The following is an 18,001-nucleotide window of genomic DNA, read 5'->3' on the forward strand; positions in this document are numbered from 1 at the left end:
CGGGCGGATCCGCCCGCAGCTCAGCTGCCGAAGGAGATCTGCAGCGTGGGCTGAGTGGAGTTGGCGAAGAAGTCGTTGCCCTTGTCGTCGACGACAACGAAAGCGGGGAAGTCCTCGACCTCGATGCGCCAGACCGCCTCCATGCCCAGCTCCGGGTACTCCAGCACCTCGACCTTGCGGATGCAGTCCTGAGCCAGACGCGCCGCGGGTCCACCGATCGAACCGAGGTAGAACCCACCGTGGTTCTGGCAGGAATCGGCGACCTTCTTCGACCGGTTCCCCTTGGCCAGCATGACCATCGAGCCACCGGCGGCCTGGAACTGCTCGACGTAGGAGTCCATCCGGCCCGCCGTGGTCGGTCCGAACGAACCCGAGGCGTAGCCGTCGGGGGTCTTGGCCGGACCGGCGTAGTAGACCGGGTGGTCGCGCATGTAGCCGGGCATCGGCTCGCCCGCGTCCAGTCGCTCAGCGATCTTGGAGTGCGCGATGTCGCGCGCGACGACGAGCGGGCCGGTCAGCGAAACGCGCGTCTTGACCGGCAGTTTCGACAGCTCGGAGCGGATCTCGCCCATCGGCCGGTTGAGGTCGATCTTCACGACCTCGTCGGAGAGCTGCTCGTCGGAGACCTCCGGCAGGTACTTCGCCGGATCGCGCTCCAGCTGCTCCAGGAACACGCCCTCCGGGGTGATCTTGGCCTTCGCCTGTCGGTCCGCCGAGCAGGACACGGCGACGCCCACCGGCAGCGAGGCGCCGTGCCGGGGCAACCGGATGACGCGGACGTCGTGGCAGAAGTACTTGCCGCCGAACTGCGCCCCGATGCCGAACTGCCGGGTCATCTCCAGGACCTGCTGCTCCATCTCGACATCGCGCAGCGCGTGCCCGGATCCCGAGCCCTCCCGCGGCAGCTCGTCGAGGTAGCGGGCGGACGCGAGCTTGGCGACCTTGAGGTTGTACTCGGCGGACATGCCGCCGACGACGATCGCCAGGTGGTACGGCGGGCAGGCGGCCGTGCCCAGCGAGCGCAGCTTCTCCTCCAGGAAGCGGCCCAGGCGCGTCGGGTTCAGCAGCGCCTTGGTCTCCTGGTAGAGGAACGTCTTGTTGGCGCTGCCGCCGCCCTTGGCCATGAACAGCAGCTCGTAGAACGGGTCGGTGCCCGGTTTGTTGAACAGCTCGATCTGGGCGGGCAGGTTGCTGCCGGTGTTGCGCTCTTCCCAGAAGTTCAGCGGCGCCATCTGCGAGTAGCGCAGGTTGAGGTCCTGGTAGGCGTTGAAGATGCCGCGAGCCAGCGATTCCTCGTCCTGACCGCCGGTGAGCACCGATTCGGTGCGCTTGCCGATGACGATCGCGGTGCCGGTGTCCTGGCACATGGGCAGCACGCCGCCGGCCGAGACGCAGGCGTTGCGCAAGAGGTCCGTGGCCACGAAGCGGTCGTTCGCGCTGGCCTCGGGATCTTCCACGATCGACTTCAGCTGGGCGAGGTGCGAGGGACGCAGCAGGTGCTGGATGTCCTTGATCGCCTCGGCGGCCAGCGAGGTCAGCGTGGCGGGTTCGATCTCCAGGAAGCGGCGTCCTGCGGCTTCGACGACCTTGATGCCTTCATCGGTCACCAGGCGGTACTCGGTGTCGTCGGGGCCGAGGGGGAGCACCTCGGTGAAGTCGAAATTCGTGGTGGTCACGTCGCGGCTCCTTTGCGCGCGTTCGGGTTACGCGTGCACTCATGTAACCGCCTTGCGGATCACGCCGTCCACATGGGTGGGCTATGTGTGACGGAGACCGGCCCGGCGACGCGTCCGGGGTGCCCTGGTCGAAACCTCGTCGGCTTGAGATTCTCGGGGCCGGACGCCCGGTACCGCTCCCATCGCATCGGAGGCCGCATGCCCACGTCGGACGCGCTCGATCAACTGGTCAACCTCCGCGACCTGGGTGGTCAGCCCGCCGGTGACGGCCGGCTGACCGGCTCCGGGGTGGTGTACCGCAGCGATGCCCCGCACCCCGGTGACGGCGATCCCGAGGGGCTGACCAGCTGGCCGCCGCGCGTGGTGGTGGATCTGCGCGAGGCCGCCGAGACCCAGGACGCCCACTCGATGGCACCGGTCGCCCAGGTGCACCGGGTCCGGGTTCTGGAAGGGCTGGACAAGCCCGAGGACGACGGCTCCGCGCACGAGCTGACCCTGCTGTACCAGGGGATGCTCGAAGGCGCTCCGAAGAAGCTCGTCGAGGTCTTCCGGCACGTCCTGGAGGCCGAGAGTCCGGCGCTCGTGCACTGCGCTGCGGGCAAGGACCGGACCGGGGTCGTCTCGGCGATGCTGCTCAGCGCCGTCGGCGTGCGCCCGGACGCGATCATCGCCGACTACGTGCGCACCGACAAGAACATGTTCCGCGTCCTGCAGCGGCTCAACGAGGCGCCGGAACTCCCGCCGGGCGTGGACGAGGAGATGGTCGCCGAGCTGCTGGCCACGCCGACCCAAGCCATCGAGCGGGTGCTGGAGATCTTCGACGCCCATCAGGGGGCCGCGGGCTGGCTGAGCGAGCACGGCGTCACCGACGACGAGCTCAACCGCTGGCAGGCGAAGTTCCTGGGCAGCTGAGCCGTCTCAGGCGTGGGCCCAGCGGTTCTGAAAACCTCTTCTTAGGTGAGGAGGTCGGACCCGCCTTTTCGACGAGTCCGGCCTCCTCCAGCAAGCGGTGGAGGACCCCACCGCTCAAGCAACGGGAAGAAGATCTTCGCCTCCTCCCCACGCCCGGGTCAACGAGCCGATCGGGTGCAAAGTGATGCGGATCGGCCTCGGACGTCCCCACGCGTCACTTCCGTCACACGAGAAACGCCCCTCCCGCTCCAGGCCAGGAGGGGAGGGGCGTTCTCCGGTCGGGATCAGCTGGCGTACGCGCGGAGCTTGTCGGCCCGGTCGCCCTGGCGGAGCTTCGACATGACCTCGCGCTCGATCTGGCGGACCCGCTCGCGGGACAGGCCGAACGCCTTGCCGATCTGGTCCAGGGTCCGCGGCTGGCCGTCCTCCAGGCCGTAGCGCATCCGGATGACCGCCTGCTCGCGCTCCTCCAGCGTCGACAGCACCCTGCGCAGGTCGTCCTGGAGGAACCCGGAGATCACCGCGTTCTCCGCGTCAGCCGACTCGGAGTCCTCGATGAAGTCGCCCAGCGGGGCGTCCTCCTCGGCGCCGACCGGCATGTCCAGGCTCACCGGGTCCCGGGAGTGGTCCATCAGGTCGAGGATCTTCTCGACCGGGATGCCGGCCTCTTCCGAGAGCTCGTCGTCGGTGGCCTCGCGGCCCAGCTTCTGGTGCAGGTCGCGCTTGATGCGGGCCAGCTTGTTGACCTGCTCGACCAGGTGGACGGGCAGCCGGATGGTGCGGCTCTGGTCCGCCATGCCCCTGGTGATGGCCTGGCGGATCCACCAGGTCGCGTAGGTCGAGAACTTGAAGCCCTTGGTGTAGTCGAACTTCTCCACCGCCCGGATCAGCCCGAGGTTGCCCTCCTGGATGAGGTCGAGCAGCGGCATGCCGCGGCCGGTGTAGCGCTTGGCGAGGCTGACGACCAGGCGGAGGTTGGCCTCCATCAGGTGGTTCTTCGCGCGCCGGCCATCCCGCACCACGGCATTGAGGTCGGAGCGCCGCTCGGGCGAGAGGTTCTTGCTGTCCTCCAGCAGGTGCTTGGCGAACACTCCGGCCTCGATGCGCTTGGCGAGGTCGACCTCTTCCTGTGCGGTGAGCAGCGCGGTGCGCCCGATGCCGTTGAGGTAGACGCGCACCAGGTCGGCCGATGGTCCCTGGGTGTCCAGTTCTTCGGCGACGGCGACGTCTGGCTTGGTGGTCTGCGGGACGGTCATGAGCTCCCTCCCTGACGGGCTGGCTGGCGGGGCGCAATTCACACCGACGCATCGGTGCGCGGTGCGGGAGACGCGTACGCTCGGTATTACCGGGCCTTCCGCGTCGACGTTCTTCCACGGGTGTCGGGTCGGTGCCGCGGTTGTCCGTTCCGTCGGAACTCGCAGCTGTTCGGTCACCGCTGTCGGCACGGCCGTCGAAGCTTCGTTACCTGGAAAACGACGGGCGCGGCGAATTCGTTCCCGAAGTTCTCGATTCGAAGACGTCGCGGCCGTCACATCCGTTGCGCCCCCGAGCCTGAGGATTTCCTGAGAGCTCTCGTTACATTTAGACCTCAACCAAAAGTGTGAATGGCCCGTCGTTCACGCTTTCGACCGCCATCGTCGCGCCGAACACCCCGGTCGACACCCGCGCACCCCGCTCGCGCAGCTCCGCCACGACGGCCTCCACCTGCGGTTCGGCCTGTTCCGGGCGGGCCGCCTCGGTCCACGACGGGCGGCGTCCCTTCTTGGTCGATCCGTAGAGGGTGAACTGGCTGACGACGAGCAGCGGGGCACCGGTCGTGGCGCACGACTCCTCGTCCCGCAGGGCTCGAATCTCGTGCAGTTTCCGGGCCATTTTCGTGACTTCCTCACGGCCGTCGGAATGCGTCACACCCAATAGCACCAACAGGCCGGGTTCTTCGATCTTGCCGGCGACTTCACCGTCGACCGTTACCGAGGCGCGAGTGACCCGCGTGACGATTGCCCTCACCGATCATCACCTTCCCATTCGGCCGGAACGACCATTCCGTGCCGGATGAGTTCGCGCACCATCGGAATCGCGGCGCCCGCCAACTCCTCCGCGTCTTCGCCGTATCCCAGCGCCAGGAGCTCCAGCAGTTCCTCCAGCGGCAGCGCGCCCCGGAAACCGGCCAGCAACCGGACGCCGAGTTCGTCGATCTCGTGCTGCCAGCCCGGTCCGTCGCTGCGGTGCAAGCGGTGCACGATCGGCTCCCAGCCTTCGTCCCCGGGACTCGACACCTGCTCCAGCAGGGTGCTGTCGGCGGTGACCAGGCGCGCTGCCAGCAGGTCGTCGTCCGAGTCGTGGGCGCGCAGCCACTCGACCCTGCGCAGCCAGGCGTCGGACTCCGGACCCAGCGGGTCGTCGAAGGCGTGCCGCAGGTCTTCGCAGACGACCTCGCCGGGACCGTCGGTCCGATGCAGCGTGACGAAGCCGAACCCGATGCCGATCACGTCGTTGGCCTCGAACCAGTCCAGCCACTCGGCGGCCTTGCGGATCCCCTGCTCGGAGCGCGGGTCGTAGCCCGCGTCGCGCAGCCAGGTGCCGACGTAGAGCTCCGGGTCGGCGACGTCGCGCTGCACGAACCAGGCGTCCACGCCCGCGCCCGGTGGCAGCCAGGACGCGACGCGGTCCTCCCAGTCCTCGCCGTCCCGGTGCACCCAGGACGCCAGCAGCTGCCCGGTGCCGCCTTCGTTGAGGAAGGACGGCAGCTGGCGCACCACCAGCGCGCTCGCGTCGTCACCGGCCAACCCGGAGTCGCGGTAGGTGAAGTCGGTGCGCGGTGGCCCGACCACGAAGGGCGGGTTGCACACCACGAGGTCGAACCGGCGGCCCCGGACCGGGTCGAACCACTCGCCCGCGGCGAGCTCGGCGTCGACGCCGTTGAACCGGAACGTCGCCCCGGCCAGAGCCAGCGCCCGCTCGGAGAGGTCGGTGACGGTGATGTTCTTCGCGTGCGTGCTCGCGTGCAGCGCCTGGACGCCGCAGCCGGTGCCGAGGTCGAGCACGGAACCGACCTCCCGCCGGGTGGTGGCGCGCACGAGGCTCAACGAGGCGTGCCCGACACCGAGCACGTGGTCGGCGTCGAGGGGACGGCCGCCGCGCAGGTCGGAGTCCAGGTCCGAGACCACCCACCAGGAGTGCTCGCCCTCGCCGTGGGGGCGGATGTCGAGCCCGGCGCGCAGCAGCTCGCCGTCGGCGGTCAGGATGCCTGCCGCCAGCGCTTCGTCGACGTCCAGGGAGCCGAGCGCGGCCTGCACCTCGGCGCGCTCCTCGGCCTGGCCGAGCAGGAACAGCCGGACCAGGGTGCCCAGCGGGCCCGCGCCCTCGGCCGCGCGCAGCGCGGGCACGGGTTCACCGCGACCGAGCGCGGCGTGGGCGGAGTGGCCGAGCAGGTCGAGGACGCCGTCGGCGTCGTAGGAGGCGTCGCGGAAGGCGTCGCGGAGTCGGTCGATGCGGTCAGCGGACAGATCTGGAATCACGTCCTGAATCCTCACACGCCCACCGATCGGCCCACCCGCTCACTCGACCGGGCGGTCGCGGGCCCGGACGCCGTCGGTGGTGCGGCCTAGCATCGAGGTGTCCACGACGGGGGAGCTGTCATGACCACTCTGGAGAATCGACCGAACACCGCGCTGCTGGTCATCGACGTGCAGAAGGGGGTCGTGGCCGACGCCCACGACCGCGATCGGATCGTCGCCAACATCGGGGACCTGGTCCGCGGGGCCCGCGCGGCCGGTGTCGACGTCGTGTGGGTCCAGCACCACGACGACGGACTGGTCCGCGACAGCGAGAGCTGGGAGCTGGTGCCCGAGCTCGACCGCGGTGACGCCGAGTCGCTGGTGCACAAGTCCTACGGGGACGCCTTCGAGGGCACCGATCTGGAAGACCTGCTCGCCACCGGCGGCATCGGCAGGCTGGTGGTCGCCGGGGCGGCCACCGACCAGTGCGTGCGGTCGACTCTGCACGGCGCGTTCACCCGCGGCTACGACACGACCCTGGTCGCCGATGCCCACACCACCAGCGATCTCAGCCAGTACGGCGCGCCGACGCCGGAAGAGGTCATCGCGCACACCAACCTGTACTGGCGCTACCAGGTCGCGCCCGGCCGCACCGCGGGCACGGTCAGCACGGCGGACGTGGACTTCGCGTCCGCATCGGCGAAAAGGCGGTAGCCAGCCCGTGGGCGCGGGGCTAGATTCGGCCGGTGCCTGACGCGATGTTCGCTCATCCCCGGCTCGCGCCGCTCTACGACGCGTTCGAATCGGACCGCGCCGACCTCACCGCTTATGTCGGGATCGCCGACGAGCTCGGTGCGGCCAGGGTTCTCGACGTGGGGTGCGGGACCGGATCGTTGGCGATCCTGCTGGAGGAGACCGGGCGCACGGTCGTCGGGACCGACCCCGCCGAGGCGTCGCTGGCGGTCGCCAGGTCCAAGGACAGTTCCGCGCGGATCGTCTGGGTGCGTTGCGACGCCACGATCCTGCCGACCATCGCGGCCGATCTCGCGGTGATGACCGGCAACGTCGCGCAGGTCTTCAGCACCGACGAGGAGTGGACCCGAGTGCTGCTCAGCGTCCGCGCCGCGCTCCGCCCGGGAACGCACTTCGCGTTCGAGACCCGCAAGCCCGAGCGCCGCGCGTGGGAGCGGTGGCCCGGCACCACCAGCGTCGAGATCCCGGGGGAGGGCCGCGTCGAGCGAACCGACGAGCTCACCGACGTGAGCCCGCCGCTGATCTCCTTCCGCAGCACCTACCGCTTCGCCGACGGCGACGAGCTCACCAGCGAGTCCACCCTCCGCTTCCGCACCCGCGAGGAGATCGAAACCTCCCTCGTCGAAGCGGGGTTCGAGATCGTCGAGGTGCGAGAAGCCCCGGACCGGCCCGACGAGGAGCACGTCTTCATCACCCGCCGAGCCGACTGAGCTCCTACCTCGGGAGCAGCACGTCAGAGGCAGTTGGGTGCCCCGCCGCCCCAACTCCCCGTTGCGCGTCTCAGCCCCAACGGACGGACTACGCGATGGCGGCGATGCCGCCGTCGTCGAAGTAGATCGACTGGTGCAGTCGGCCCCCGAGGGCTGCCGCATACCGAGCCAGCACATCTTGCCCTGCGAGCTTGCCCTGTTCGATCTGGGAGATCCGTCCCTTCGTCACCCCCATCCGGTCCGCGACCTCCAGTTGGGTGAGGCCACGGTTGCGCCGAATTTCGGCAAGTCGATATCCGAGTACTTCTGCGAGCATCGCTTCCTTGCCTGCGGCCACGGCCTCCTCGCCACCGGCACGTTCCACGAAGTCACTTCGGACATCGCGCCAGTTGGTATATCCGGTCATCGCTGCCCCTCCTCGATGCGCAGGTGGAGCGCAACGTCGAGAGCGGCTGAGTTCTCGGCCGCCTCGTCGTCAGTCGCTTCACCCTCCTCGTCAGCGACCTGAGCACGAATCGCGTCGTGGCGCGCACGCCGGGCGGACTCGCCGGAGTCGGTCATGGTCATGCCTCCTTGCTCTCGATCCTGGTCGAGCCGACATGGATCTTGGGATCAGGTTCGCGCACTTCGCCGTGCTGGTGATCGATTGCCTCCCTGAACCCGCCGAGCCGAGTGAACTGGGCAGGATCATGTTCCGGGGCTGAGCTTGTAGTGCAGGCGGACCACTTGAGCGGACCGCAGCGCGAGGGTGTGATCGGTTCGCACCGAGCCTTCGTCGTCGACGTGGAGGTGGAACGTCTCGTGGATCGGGATGCGCGCGGCGAACGAACGTCCGCCGGACTCGACGACGACGTAGGCGCCGTTCTGGCCGAACGCCCCCGCCGGTGACCGCAGCTCCAGCTCGCCGCCGGGCAGCGCGACGGGGTCGAGGAACACCTGGACGTTTCCCGATTCGAGCGGGAACGCGACGTGCACGCTCGGGTTTCGCGAACCCGGGAGCGTCCGCGTGGTGTAGCAGCCGCTGTAGACGTACTCGCCGGTCGACCTCAGCGTCCGGATCCACGCGGCGGCTACCTGGTCTCCACCGGCCCCGGTGATGGGAACGACTCTGCTGTCCATGCCGTGGGCGACGTCGAGCGGACGGGTGGGCAGGGCGAGCTGCTGCACGCGGCGCCCGAACAGCCGGGAGACGAGCTCGCCGCCTGGTTGGAAGACCGGGTTCCACTGGGTCCAGACCTCCATGCGCCACTTCGAGGTGCGTTCGTAGAAGTCCCGGATCTCCGGACGCAGGTCGGCCGCTCGGAAGGTCGGTCCGTCCAGCTGCGACATGTCCGCGAGCAACCCGGTGGCCTCCTCGCCGTCACCGTCGGTCGTGGCGGCTCGCACCCACGTATCGCCGACCGTCTCCCCATCGCTCATCGGTGCGTCCAACCACTGCTAAGCGTGAGCGAGATCGACGCGGCGACCGCGCAGCCGCCAGAAGAGACGGGTGGCCAGGTCCAGGCTCGACATCCAGGACCGCACGGGGACAGCTTGCCTCCCATCACCCAGCACTGGGCCGGTCATCGCTGCCTGAGCGCGGTGGCGTGGTTGCCGGTTCGGGCGCGTGCCAGGATGGGTTCATGCCCCAAGCGCTGCACCTGACCGGCGACGCCGACGCCGACAAGCTCCTCTCGGACGACCCGTTCGCGCTGCTCACCGGGATGCTCCTCGATCAGCAGGTGGCCATGGAGCTGGCGTTCGCCGGTCCGAAGAAGATCGCTGACCGGATGGGCGGGTTCGACGTCGCCACGATCGCCGACTGCGATCCGGAGGAGTTCGTCGAGCTGTGCGTGCAGAAACCGGCGATCCACCGCTACGGCGGTTCGATGGCCAAGCGCGTCCAGGCCCTCGCGCAGCACGTCGTCGAGCACTACGACGGTCGCACCGAGGCGCTGTGGACCGACGGCGACCCGGATGGCAAGGAAGTCCTCAAGCGGCTCAAGGCCCTGCCGGGCTACGGCGACCAGAAGGCCCGGATCTTCCTCGCGCTGCTGGGGAAGCAGCGCGGTGTCGAGCCGGCGGGCTGGCGGGAAGCGGCCGGAGCCTATGGCGACGAGGACGCGCGTCGTTCCATCGCCGACGTCGTCGACGAGCACACCCTCCAGGAGGTCCGCTCCTTCAAGAAGGCCCAGAAGGCCGCCGCGAAGGCGTCGAAGTAGGCCCACCGCGCGCTGCGGCGGCCCGCCGGGCTGCCGTGGCGCGCAGCCAGGCGCGAGCCTGCTTGTCCAGGTCGCGGACGTCGGCCCAGCTGTGCTCGACCGGTATGGACGCGATCCGCAGGTCGTCTTCGTGCACCGGTCCCGGATCTCCGCGCAACACGTCGATCGCGGGGTCCCCGCGGCCCCACCGGAACGTGAACCCGCCCAGGTAGAGCCACTGGCAGGGGATCTTGGCCACGGTCATACCCCCGTCAGGTAGGCGAAGTGCACGTGCTGGACGTGCCAGGCCATGCAGTCCAGGCCCATCACGCCGAAGTCGACGAGAACGCGGCCGCAGCGCATCCCACCGACCGGGCAGCAGAACCACTCCCGCCCGTCGACCACCGCCACCTCCAGGTCGATCTCGAATCGGCCGACCCTGATCACGCCGCCGAGACGCGTGGGTGGCGTTGGCTCGGTCGTCGCTGACATGGCATCGCCCGCTTGCATCAGTCGTCACAGTCGTCTCATACAACTTCACGACGAAGGTAGCGGCGCCGTCTCTGGTGAGGCAAGGTGAGACACTCGTTTGGGAGGACTGAGTCGTCTAGTGCGAGGTGTTTCCGATGTCCGCCGCAGCGAAGTACCAGGAGATCGCCGCCACGCTGCGAGGCCAGATCGACAGCGGATCGCTGAGCGTGGGTGACAAGCTGCCCACCGAGCAGGCGCTGCAAGAGCAGTTCGACGCCTCGCGCACGACGGTCCGGCAGGCGCTCAGGGAGCTTCGCGATGCCGGTCTGGTTCAGATGCGCCACGGCATCGGGGTGTTCGTGTCACCGCCGACCGTGGTTCAGCGGCTCGACTCCCGGGATCGCTTGTCGAAGGCCCGCCGGGACCAGAACAAGGCCGCCTTCCTGGCGGAAGCGGATGCCCAAGGGTTCGCCCCGGCCGCCTCGGTGCGCGTGTGGTTCGAACCCGCACAGGACTTCGCCGAACTCCTCGGCGTGGCGGAAGATGCCGAGATCTGCGTGCGCGATCGGGTGATGCGCGCCGACGGACAGCCGGTCATGCTCGCGGTGTCGCGGCTGCCTCGGGAGATCACCCGGGGAAGCGCTCTTGAAGAGGTCGAGACCGGACCTGGTGGTGCTCTCGCCCGCCTGGAAGAGCTCGGGCTCGGAATCGCCAGGCATGAAGAGGTGGTCGGTGCCCGCATGCCTGACGCGAACGAGCGTCAACTGCTCGGTCTGGGCAGCGGCCCGGTGCTCACCGTTCGTCGGCGCACCTGGAGCGGGGAGCGCGTCGTCGAGGTGAACGACATGGTGATGTCGGGCGCCGGGTACGAGCTCCGCTACGGCTGGGACGCGATCTGATCGGATCCCAGCCGAGCGCTGCTCAGGCTGCGGCTGCTGCTCCGGGCTTCTGGTACTTGTCGACGTACTCCTGGTCGGAGAGCTCGGAGATGGAGTACATGATCTCGTCGGTGATCGACCGCAGGACCGGCAGGGACGCCTCCATGCCCGAGTAGCGGGCGAAGTCCAGCGGGTCGCCGAAGCGGACCGTGACCGCGGCCCGGCGCGGGATCCTGGTTCCGCGGGGCTGGAGCTTGTCGGTGCCGGTCAGCGCCACGGGGACGACCGGGGCGCCGGTGTTCAGCGCCAGCCGGGCGACGCCGGTGCGGCCCCGGTACAGACGGCCGTCGGGGGAGCGGGTGCCTTCCGGGTGGATGCCGAAGGCACCGCCGTTGCGCAGCACCTCCTCGGCCGCGCCGATCGCTTCCAGCGCGGCCCGGCCGCGGCCCCGCTCGACCGGGATGGCGCCCAGCGAGGTGAACAGCCACTTGCTCAGCCCGCCCTTGAAACCGGTGCCCTGGAAGTACTCGGCCTTCGCGAGGAAGGCCACCGGGCGCGGCAGCACGAGCGGGACGATGAAGCTGTCCAGCACCGCCAGGTGGTTCGGAGCGAGGATCACCGGTCCCGTCGTGGGCACCTTCTCCGCGCCGATGATCTTCGGGCGGTAGACCGACCTGGCCACTGCACCCACGACCCGTTTGCTCACCGCGTACAGCATTGTGTGGTCTCTCCCGCTCCGAGGTCTTTCCGCTCCCCCTCGAATCTAACTCGCCGAGGTTTCGCGGGTGCGGCGCGCAGGCCAACCGGTGGGGGTAATCGCCGGGATCCCGGGGGTATGCGGGTCCGCCGGCGAGTGGGAGCATGGAGGTCGGAGGTAGCGTCGTGAACACTTCACATCGTGACGACACCCCGGTGCTGATCACCGAGGCCCAGCCGTCGATGGACGATCAGCAGGCTCTTCGCCGCCGCAGGTACGCGTTGATGATGGCCAGCCGCATCCCGTGCTTGATCGGTGCCGTCGTGGTGTTCCAGGTGTGGCACCTGTGGTGGTTGGCCTTGATCATCCTGGCGATTTCGATCCCGTTGCCGTGGATGGCGGTCCTGATCGCCAACGACCGGCCCGCTCCCAAGTCCGAGGACGTCAACCGGTTTCGCCGCTCGCACCGCAGCATCGAGTCGCCCGGGCACCAGGTCATCGAAGGCACCTGACCGGCCCTGCCCAGGACGATCACCGCCGTGGCGGGAGCGGGACCGCTGCGGACAATCGCATGCGGTGTGCGGCATCATTGGTGGCATGAGCACGATGACGCTGCCGGAGACCGACACCCGGAACGAGACCGCTGAAGAGACCAGCGACGACCGTCCCGAGGTATTCCACTACGTGCAGAAGGACAAGATCGCCGAGAGCGCGGTCATGGGCACTCACGTCGTGGCGCTGTGCGGTGAGGTCTTCCCGGTCACCAAGTCCGCGAAGCCCGGTTCTCCGGTCTGCCCGGACTGCAAGGAGATCTTCGAGTCGTTGCCCACGGGTGGCGGCGGCGACGAGTGAGCGGGGCGCTTCCCGAACCGCCGCGGATCAGCCGCTGTGCGGTTCGGGGTGTCCGGCGCGCTTGAAGGCCACCGGTTTGCCGTTGGTGTGCGGTGCTTCGGGGGCGGAGGCCGGCGGCTCCGGATCGTCCTCCTGCGCGCGGGTCTTGTCCTCGCGCCACGCGCGGTAGCCGTCCTCGGTGTGCATCCGCTGCGCCAGCCGCCGCATCTCCAGTCGCCGCCAGCGCCGCCGCTCCCGGCGGGTCATCTTCGCCGGCCACATCTCCTGGATCGCGTTGTTGAACTCCGCGCCCATGATGATCGCGAAGCCGATGAAGAACGCGAACAGCAGGAAGGCGATCGGCGTGGCCAGCGCGCCGTAGGTGTAGCCGGTGCTGGTGATCCACGTGATGTAGACCCGCAGGCCGTAGCTGGACACCAGGAACAGCACCATCGCCAGCAGCGCGCCCGGGATTCCCCGGTACCAGGGCAGTTTCCGCGGCAGCGCCACGCTGTAGAGCGTCGCCAGCGCGATCACCAGCCCGGCAGCCGTGGCCGGGTAGTAGATCGCGTGGATCAGCCAGGTGATGTCGTCCTGCAGCGCGTGCGGGAACACCGTCGGCAACCACTCCGGGCCCAGCGCCACCACCGGCATCCCGATGATCGCCAGCACCAGTCCGACCAGGTACAGCAGCAGCGCCACGATCCGCTGCCAGACGCTGTTGCGCACCAGGTACTGGTCGTAGGCCTGGGTGATCGAGTCCACCAGCGAGGCCAGCGCGGACGACCCGGCCCACAGCGACAGCAGGAAACCCATCGACGCGATCTCGCTGCGGCCCTTGGTCAGGATGTCGCCGACGGTCGGACCGATGATCTGGTCCACGACACCACCGGTGAACACCGTGCGGCAGAAGGCCAGGATCTTGTCGTGCACCGCGTCGACGATCGCGGGACCGAACCAGTCACCGAGGTAGCCCAGGCTGCCCAGCAGGCCCAGCAGCAGCGGCGGCAGCGACATCGTCTGCCAGAACGCGGCGGCCGCGGACTCCGAGAAGATGTTGTCCCACCACGCCTTGTCCAGGGTCCGCACGACAAGGCGCAGGGGACCGCGGCGCACCGGGACCTCGTCCCGCGCTGCGGTCGCGCTGCGCCCCTGGCTGTCTGGCGAACTCGGCGAACCCATGTCGCCTACAAGGATGCTTCATAGCTCCCGCGCGTAGGCGTCGAGGTGTTGAAACCGGAGTGTCGGAACCGTCTCGATCGGCCGAACCGGTGTCGACCCGAGCGCGGAGGTAAGCTGCACGGCGGTCCGCCAGAAGTTGATCGGTGCTGGTTGATCCAGTTCTCCGGTCAATCCCTCGTTCGAGGGAGCACGGCGGTAGTGGGGCTCAACGGATGTGCCCGCACCATCCGGTTTGGGGAAAACGAGGAAGGGAGCGGCGAGCCGGCGTGTCCGAAGCGCAACTCGACTATTCCGTCCGATCTGTTCTCAGCGATCCCTCGCAGGCCCCGTCCCGGCCACTGCGCGCCTGGCAGCGGCGAGCGCTGACCAAGTACCTGGCCAACCAGCCGCAGGACTTCCTGGCCGTCGCGACGCCCGGCGCGGGCAAGACGACCTTCGGTCTGCGGGTGGCCGCCGAGCTGCTCGCCGACCGCACGGTCGAGCAGGTCACCGTGGTCGCGCCGACCGAGCACCTCAAGCACCAGTGGGCGCTGGCCGCAGGTGGCGCCGGGATCCCGCTGGACTCGAACTTCCGCAACGCCGACGGCATCACCTCCAGCGACTACCGCGGCGTGGTCGTCACCTACGCGCAGGTCGCGGCCCACCCGAACCTGCACCGGGTGCGCACCGAACGCCGCAAGACGCTGGTGATCCTGGACGAGGTGCACCACGCCGGTGACGCCAAGTCCTGGGGCGACGCGATCCGGGAAGCGTTCACCCCCGCCGTGCGGCGGCTGTCGCTGACCGGTACGCCGTTCCGCAGCGACGACTCGCCGATCCCGTTCATCGGTTACGAGCCCGACGCCGACGGGTCGTTGCGCAGCCGCGCCGACCACTCCTACGGCTACTCCGACGCGCTCGCCGACGGCGTCGTGCGGCCGGTGCTGTTCCTCGCCTACTCCGGCGAGGCGCGCTGGCGCACCAACGCCGGCGACGAGTTCAGCGCGCGCCTCGGCGAACCGCTGACCGCCGAGCAGACCGCCCGGGCGTGGCGGACCGCGCTGGACCCCTCCGGCGAGTGGATCCCCGCGGTGCTCAAGGCCGCCGACACCCGACTCGAACAGCTCCGCCAGGGCGGCATCCCGGACGCGGGCGGCCTGGTGATCGCCTCCGACCACCCCACGGCCAAGGCCTACGCCAAGGCCCTGCACCAGATCACCGGTTCGGATCCGGTCGTGGTGCTCTCGGACGACCCGCAGGCGTCGTCGCGGATCGGTGAGTTCGCCGAGTCCGACGACAAGTGGATGGTCGCGGTCAGGATGGTGTCCGAGGGCGTCGACGTGCCGCGCCTGGCCGTCGGCGTCTACGCCACCAGCGCCTCGACGCCGCTGTACTTCGCCCAGGCCATCGGCCGCTTCGTGCGGTCCCGCCGACCGGGGGAGACCGCCAGCATCTTCCTGCCCAGCGTGCCCGTGCTGCTGGAGCTGGCCAGTCAGCTCGAAGCGCAGCGCGACCACGTGCTGGGCAAACCGCACCGGGAGAAGGACGGCTGGGACGACGAGCTCGTCGCCGCCGCCAACGCCCAGCGCGACGAGCCCGGCGAGGAGGAGAAGGCGTTCACCTCGCTGGGCGCCGACGCCGAGCTGGACCAGGTGATCTACGACGGTTCGTCGTTCGGCACGGCCGCGTTCAGCACCACCGAGGAGGAGCAGGACTACCTCGGGCTGCCGGGTCTGCTGGAGCCGGACCAGGTGAAGGCGCTGCTGCGGCAGCGCCAGTCCCAGCAGCTGGAGGACGTCGGCAAGCGCGAGGCCGAGGCGAAGGCCGCGAAGGCCGCCGAGCAGGCCGAGCAGCAGTCCCGTCCGCAGAGCGTCCAGGAGCGGCTGCAGAAGCTGCGCAAGGAGCTCAACACCCTCGTGTCGCTGCACAACCACCGGACCCGCAAGCCGCACGGCAAGATCTACAACGAGCTGCAGAAGGCGTGTGGCGGTCCGCCGACCGCCATGGCCACCGTCGAGCAGCTCGAAGAGCGGATCGCCACGCTCCGTTCTTGGTGATCGCCTGATGCGGGTGCCGCCGTCCGGCTAACCTGTCACCCGCCAGAGCGACGATCTTGGAGCGGGCGTGACCGGCGACGCGTGGAACATCGGGCTCAACATCATCGCGAGCGTGATCACCGGCTCGGTGGTCTGGCTCTCCGGTCGCCTGCTGCGGCTGCGCAGGTTGCGGCGCAAGCAGGCGTTCTTCGGGCTGCGCAGCGGTGAGGAGTGCCTGCTCGTGGTGCCGCGGATGGTCTCGGCCGACAACGAGCGCAGCGTCCACCGCAACGACGCCGCCGCGATGCTCGACCTCTCGTCGATCCTGGGGGAGTGCGGCGCGAAACCCGAGGTGATCTTCCACGACCAGGTCTACCAGGGGCTCGCCGACAAGGCCGAGTTCTGCATCGGCGGCCCGGTGGCCAACCGGCGGACCGAGGCCCACGTGCGGTCGGTGCTGCCGGGCGTGCGGATCGGGGAGTCGGAGGAGCGGACGGCGATCACGGTGGCGGGCAGACCTATCCGTCGAACACGGGCCGGGCCGAGTACGCGTTGCTGGCCAAGGTCGTCCGGGACAAGAGGGACAAGCCCGCGTTCGTGATCTGCGGTCAGACCTCGATCGCCAACCGCGCCGCCGCGCGCTACCTCGACGCGCAGTTCCATCGGCTCACGCGCGCTCACGGGCTCCGGGGGCGCTTCTGCGTGCTGCTGCGCGTCGTCGAGTCCGAGAGCTACGGGCCGAGCGTCGTCGAGCTCGTCCGCGACGTCACCACCGAAGCCTTCACCCAGCACCCCGCCGAAGAGCCCGAAGCTTCGGGAACCTCAGAGGACGAGGTCACCTCCGCGTAGTGGGGCAGTGGGCAGTTTTGGTCCGAACCGTCCATGATCAATGTCCGTTTCGCCGGGTCAGTTCGGACCAAAACTGCCCGTTGCCGGAGCCGGGGCGATGATCTTGCGGGGTCGTTCGGTCTTCTAGGGTCGCCGCATGGGATTCGACGTGGAGAAGGTCAGGGCGCAGTACCCGGCGCTGGCCGACGGACGGGCTTGGTTGGACGGTGCCGCCGGTACGCAGGTGCCGGAGGCGGTGATCGAAGCGATCAGCGACGCGTACCGCGGAGGGCTGTCGAACGTGGGCGGACCCTACGAGTCGAGCCGGCGCTCGGGCGGGATCGTCGCCGAGGCCCGTTCGGCGGTGGCCGATCTGGTGGGCGCGCCCGACCCGGCGTGCGTGACCTTCGGCCCCAGCATGACGTCGCTCACCTACCGCTTCGCCGCAACGCTGGCGTCTGGCTGGAACCCCGGCGACGAGATCGTGGTGACCGATCTCGACCACGACGCGAACGTGCGCCCGTGGGTGCAGCACGCGCAGCGGGCGGGTGCCACCGTGCGGACCGCCGCGATCGATCCGGCCACCGGTGAGCTCCCGGTCGACGACGTCGTGGGACTGATCGGCGATCGCACCAAGCTGGTCGCCGTCACCGCCGCGTCCAACCTGCTCGGCGTGATCCCCGACCTCAAGCCGATCACCGACAGGGCGCGGGAGGTCGGTGCGCTGTCCTACGTCGACGGCGTGCAGCACTGCCCGCACGCGCACGTGAGGATCGCGGAGCTGGGAGCGGACCTCTACGCCACGAGCGCCTACAAGTGGGCCGGGCCGCACCTGGCGGCGGTGGTCGCCTCCGATCCGTGGGCCCTGGAGAACCTGCACCCGGACAAGCTCAAGCCCTCGCCGGAGAGCTCTCCTGAGCGCTTCGAGCTGGGCACCAACCCGTTCGCCCCGATGGCCGGTGCGGTCGCCGCTGTGGAGCACCTGGCCGGGCTGGACGCCGACGCGGCGGGCAGCCGGCCCGAACGGCTCGCGACATCGCGCAAGGCCGTCGTCGAGCACGAGGAGCGGCTGGCGAGCCACCTGTTCGAGGGCTTGGCCGCCCTCAGCGGCGTGCGGCGGCACGGAGCCCCTCAGGGCCCGACCACGCCCACCGCGTTCTTCACCGTCGAGGGCAAGGCCCCGGCCGAGGTCTCCGCTGCGCTCTCGGAGCGGGGCCTGAACGTCTCCGCCGGGCACTCCTACGCCTGGGAGCTCGTCCACGCCCTGGGCATCGGCCCCGAGGGCGGTGTCCGGGCGAGCCTGTCGCACTACTCGACCACCGACGAGGTCGATCGCCTGCTCGCCGCGCTCGGCGAGATCAGCGCCTGAAG

The 18,001-nt window shown here is 69.4% G+C and carries 22 protein-coding genes; 11 read left to right on the plus strand and 11 right to left on the minus strand.

Translation table 11 applies throughout. The features are described from left to right. Positions 1-20 precede the first annotated feature (20 nt). Positions 21-1,676 carry a fumarate hydratase gene (locus tag ACYVF3_RS03195; protein ID WP_461152736.1) on the minus strand — a complete coding sequence of 552 codons (1,656 nt, stop codon included), beginning with the start codon at positions 1,674-1,676 and terminating at the stop codon, positions 21-23. 198 nt (positions 1,677-1,874) lie between these two features. On the opposite strand from ACYVF3_RS03195, the gene ACYVF3_RS03200 reads away from it, so the two are divergent. After that, positions 1,875-2,588, plus strand: coding sequence for a tyrosine-protein phosphatase (locus ACYVF3_RS03200; RefSeq protein WP_461152737.1), 714 nt, complete (start codon positions 1,875-1,877; stop codon positions 2,586-2,588). Between the two features lie 284 nt (positions 2,589-2,872). Here the strand turns inward: ACYVF3_RS03200 and ACYVF3_RS03205 are convergent, their stop codons facing one another. From ACYVF3_RS03205 to ACYVF3_RS03215, 3 genes are all read right to left on the minus strand, one after another. After that, positions 2,873-3,844 carry a sigma-70 family RNA polymerase sigma factor gene (locus ACYVF3_RS03205; RefSeq protein ID WP_461152738.1) on the minus strand — a complete coding sequence of 324 codons (972 nt, stop codon included), beginning with the start codon at positions 3,842-3,844 and terminating at the stop codon, positions 2,873-2,875. A gap of 325 nt (positions 3,845-4,169) precedes the next feature. Next, positions 4,170-4,595 (minus strand): D-aminoacyl-tRNA deacylase, encoded by a 426-nt coding sequence (dtd, locus tag ACYVF3_RS03210; protein ID WP_461152739.1) that lies wholly within the window; start codon positions 4,593-4,595, stop codon positions 4,170-4,172. Then, positions 4,592-6,106: a DUF7782 domain-containing protein gene (locus ACYVF3_RS03215; protein WP_461152740.1), complete on the minus strand. Its 1,515-nt coding sequence runs from the start codon at positions 6,104-6,106 to the stop codon at positions 4,592-4,594. Before ACYVF3_RS03215 ends, dtd begins: the two co-directional genes overlap by 4 nt. A gap of 120 nt (positions 6,107-6,226) precedes the next feature. Between ACYVF3_RS03215 and ACYVF3_RS03220 the strand changes: the two genes are divergently transcribed. Further along, a complete protein-coding gene (locus tag ACYVF3_RS03220) occupies positions 6,227-6,799 on the plus strand; it encodes an isochorismatase family protein (protein WP_461152741.1) in 573 nt (190 codons plus the stop codon). A 32-nt stretch (positions 6,800-6,831) separates the two neighbouring features. Next, a complete protein-coding gene (locus ACYVF3_RS03225) occupies positions 6,832-7,548 on the plus strand; it encodes a class I SAM-dependent methyltransferase (RefSeq protein ID WP_461152742.1) in 717 nt (238 codons plus the stop codon). Between the two features lie 88 nt (positions 7,549-7,636). Here the strand turns inward: ACYVF3_RS03225 and ACYVF3_RS03230 are convergent, their stop codons facing one another. The 3 genes from ACYVF3_RS03230 to ACYVF3_RS03240 all read right to left on the minus strand — a co-directional run bounded on the left by ACYVF3_RS03230 (position 7,637) and on the right by ACYVF3_RS03240 (position 8,967). Next, a complete protein-coding gene (locus ACYVF3_RS03230) occupies positions 7,637-7,954 on the minus strand; it encodes a helix-turn-helix domain-containing protein (RefSeq protein WP_461152743.1) in 318 nt (105 codons plus the stop codon). After that, a complete protein-coding gene (locus tag ACYVF3_RS03235) occupies positions 7,951-8,115 on the minus strand; it encodes a hypothetical protein (protein ID WP_461152744.1) in 165 nt (54 codons plus the stop codon). Before ACYVF3_RS03235 ends, ACYVF3_RS03230 begins: the two co-directional genes overlap by 4 nt. A 120-nt stretch (positions 8,116-8,235) precedes the next feature. Then, positions 8,236-8,967, minus strand: a complete 732-nt coding sequence (locus tag ACYVF3_RS03240) for a hypothetical protein (RefSeq protein ID WP_461152745.1) — start codon at positions 8,965-8,967, stop codon at positions 8,236-8,238. Between the two features lie 203 nt (positions 8,968-9,170). Here ACYVF3_RS03240 and ACYVF3_RS03245 point away from each other — a divergent pair, with 203 nt between their 5' ends. Next, positions 9,171-9,749, plus strand: coding sequence for an HhH-GPD-type base excision DNA repair protein (locus ACYVF3_RS03245; protein WP_461152746.1), 579 nt, complete (start codon positions 9,171-9,173; stop codon positions 9,747-9,749). On the opposite strand, the gene ACYVF3_RS03250 is transcribed toward ACYVF3_RS03245, so the two are convergent. Together ACYVF3_RS03250 and ACYVF3_RS03255 are read right to left on the minus strand one after the other, a co-directional pair. Further along, positions 9,709-9,987 (minus strand): hypothetical protein, encoded by a 279-nt coding sequence (locus tag ACYVF3_RS03250; RefSeq protein WP_461152747.1) that lies wholly within the window; start codon positions 9,985-9,987, stop codon positions 9,709-9,711. The genes ACYVF3_RS03245 and ACYVF3_RS03250 overlap by 41 nt on opposite strands. Positions 9,988-9,989: 2 nt before the next feature. After that, entirely contained in the window at positions 9,990-10,220 is a 231-nt protein-coding gene (locus ACYVF3_RS03255) for a hypothetical protein (RefSeq protein WP_461152748.1), read from the minus strand. Between the two features lie 134 nt (positions 10,221-10,354). Between ACYVF3_RS03255 and ACYVF3_RS03260 the strand changes: the two genes are divergently transcribed. Then, positions 10,355-11,098, plus strand: coding sequence for a GntR family transcriptional regulator (locus ACYVF3_RS03260; protein WP_461152749.1), 744 nt, complete (start codon positions 10,355-10,357; stop codon positions 11,096-11,098). Between the two features lie 22 nt (positions 11,099-11,120). Here ACYVF3_RS03260 and ACYVF3_RS03265 read toward each other — a convergent pair whose 3' ends face one another. Continuing rightward, positions 11,121-11,795: a lysophospholipid acyltransferase family protein gene (locus tag ACYVF3_RS03265; protein WP_461152750.1), complete on the minus strand. Its 675-nt coding sequence runs from the start codon at positions 11,793-11,795 to the stop codon at positions 11,121-11,123. A gap of 143 nt (positions 11,796-11,938) precedes the next feature. On the opposite strand from ACYVF3_RS03265, the gene ACYVF3_RS03270 reads away from it, so the two are divergent. Both ACYVF3_RS03270 and ACYVF3_RS03275 read left to right on the plus strand, forming a co-directional pair. After that, the gene (locus tag ACYVF3_RS03270) at positions 11,939-12,286 is read left to right on the plus strand and encodes a DUF3099 domain-containing protein (RefSeq protein WP_461152751.1); all 348 of its coding nucleotides are present in this window, start codon (positions 11,939-11,941) and stop codon (positions 12,284-12,286) included. A gap of 85 nt (positions 12,287-12,371) precedes the next feature. Then, complete coding sequence (locus tag ACYVF3_RS03275) at positions 12,372-12,626, plus strand: DUF3039 domain-containing protein (RefSeq protein ID WP_461152752.1); 255 nt, start codon at positions 12,372-12,374, stop codon at positions 12,624-12,626. A 27-nt stretch (positions 12,627-12,653) separates the two neighbouring features. On the opposite strand, the gene ACYVF3_RS03280 is transcribed toward ACYVF3_RS03275, so the two are convergent. Beyond that, positions 12,654-13,787, minus strand: coding sequence for a YihY/virulence factor BrkB family protein (locus ACYVF3_RS03280; RefSeq protein ID WP_461152753.1), 1,134 nt, complete (start codon positions 13,785-13,787; stop codon positions 12,654-12,656). A 266-nt stretch (positions 13,788-14,053) separates the two neighbouring features. On the opposite strand from ACYVF3_RS03280, the gene ACYVF3_RS03285 reads away from it, so the two are divergent. The 4 genes from ACYVF3_RS03285 (at position 14,054) to ACYVF3_RS03300 (ending at position 17,999) form a co-directional block, all read left to right on the plus strand. After that, on the plus strand, positions 14,054-15,823 hold the full coding sequence (locus ACYVF3_RS03285) for a DEAD/DEAH box helicase (RefSeq protein ID WP_461152754.1): 1,770 nt from the start codon (positions 14,054-14,056) through the stop codon (positions 15,821-15,823). A 67-nt stretch (positions 15,824-15,890) separates the two neighbouring features. Further along, positions 15,891-16,403, plus strand: coding sequence for a hypothetical protein (locus ACYVF3_RS03290; RefSeq protein WP_461152755.1), 513 nt, complete (start codon positions 15,891-15,893; stop codon positions 16,401-16,403). Next, positions 16,355-16,651 (plus strand): hypothetical protein, encoded by a 297-nt coding sequence (locus ACYVF3_RS03295; protein ID WP_461152756.1) that lies wholly within the window; start codon positions 16,355-16,357, stop codon positions 16,649-16,651. Before ACYVF3_RS03290 ends, ACYVF3_RS03295 begins: the two co-directional genes overlap by 49 nt. Before the next feature lie 136 nt (positions 16,652-16,787). Further along, entirely contained in the window at positions 16,788-17,999 is a 1,212-nt protein-coding gene (locus ACYVF3_RS03300; RefSeq protein ID WP_461152757.1) for a cysteine desulfurase-like protein, read from the plus strand. Positions 18,000-18,001 lie beyond the last annotated feature (2 nt).

Source organism: Saccharopolyspora tripterygii (assembly GCF_054778355.1).

What these genes read in the sequence shown, in the direction of transcription:
- ACYVF3_RS03235 (WP_461152744.1), bottom strand. Translation starts at nt 8,115, where the DNA reads ATGACCATGACCGACTCCGGCGAGTCCGCCCGGCGTGCGCGCCACGAC.
- ACYVF3_RS03300 (WP_461152757.1), top strand. Translation starts at nt 16,788, where the DNA reads ATGGGATTCGACGTGGAGAAGGTCAGGGCGCAGTACCCGGCGCTGGCC.
- ACYVF3_RS03245 (WP_461152746.1), top strand. Translation starts at nt 9,171, where the DNA reads ATGCCCCAAGCGCTGCACCTGACCGGCGACGCCGACGCCGACAAGCTC.
- ACYVF3_RS03240 (WP_461152745.1), bottom strand. Translation starts at nt 8,967, where the DNA reads ATGAGCGATGGGGAGACGGTCGGCGATACGTGGGTGCGAGCCGCCACG.
- ACYVF3_RS03275 (WP_461152752.1), top strand. Translation starts at nt 12,372, where the DNA reads ATGAGCACGATGACGCTGCCGGAGACCGACACCCGGAACGAGACCGCT.
- ACYVF3_RS03270 (WP_461152751.1), top strand. Translation starts at nt 11,939, where the DNA reads ATGGAGGTCGGAGGTAGCGTCGTGAACACTTCACATCGTGACGACACC.
- ACYVF3_RS03260 (WP_461152749.1), top strand. Translation starts at nt 10,355, where the DNA reads ATGTCCGCCGCAGCGAAGTACCAGGAGATCGCCGCCACGCTGCGAGGC.
- ACYVF3_RS03205 (WP_461152738.1), bottom strand. Translation starts at nt 3,844, where the DNA reads ATGACCGTCCCGCAGACCACCAAGCCAGACGTCGCCGTCGCCGAAGAA.
- ACYVF3_RS03265 (WP_461152750.1), bottom strand. Translation starts at nt 11,795, where the DNA reads ATGCTGTACGCGGTGAGCAAACGGGTCGTGGGTGCAGTGGCCAGGTCG.
- ACYVF3_RS03200 (WP_461152737.1), top strand. Translation starts at nt 1,875, where the DNA reads ATGCCCACGTCGGACGCGCTCGATCAACTGGTCAACCTCCGCGACCTG.
- ACYVF3_RS03255 (WP_461152748.1), bottom strand. Translation starts at nt 10,220, where the DNA reads ATGTCAGCGACGACCGAGCCAACGCCACCCACGCGTCTCGGCGGCGTG.
- ACYVF3_RS03220 (WP_461152741.1), top strand. Translation starts at nt 6,227, where the DNA reads ATGACCACTCTGGAGAATCGACCGAACACCGCGCTGCTGGTCATCGAC.
- ACYVF3_RS03230 (WP_461152743.1), bottom strand. Translation starts at nt 7,954, where the DNA reads ATGACCGGATATACCAACTGGCGCGATGTCCGAAGTGACTTCGTGGAA.
- ACYVF3_RS03280 (WP_461152753.1), bottom strand. Translation starts at nt 13,787, where the DNA reads ATGGGTTCGCCGAGTTCGCCAGACAGCCAGGGGCGCAGCGCGACCGCA.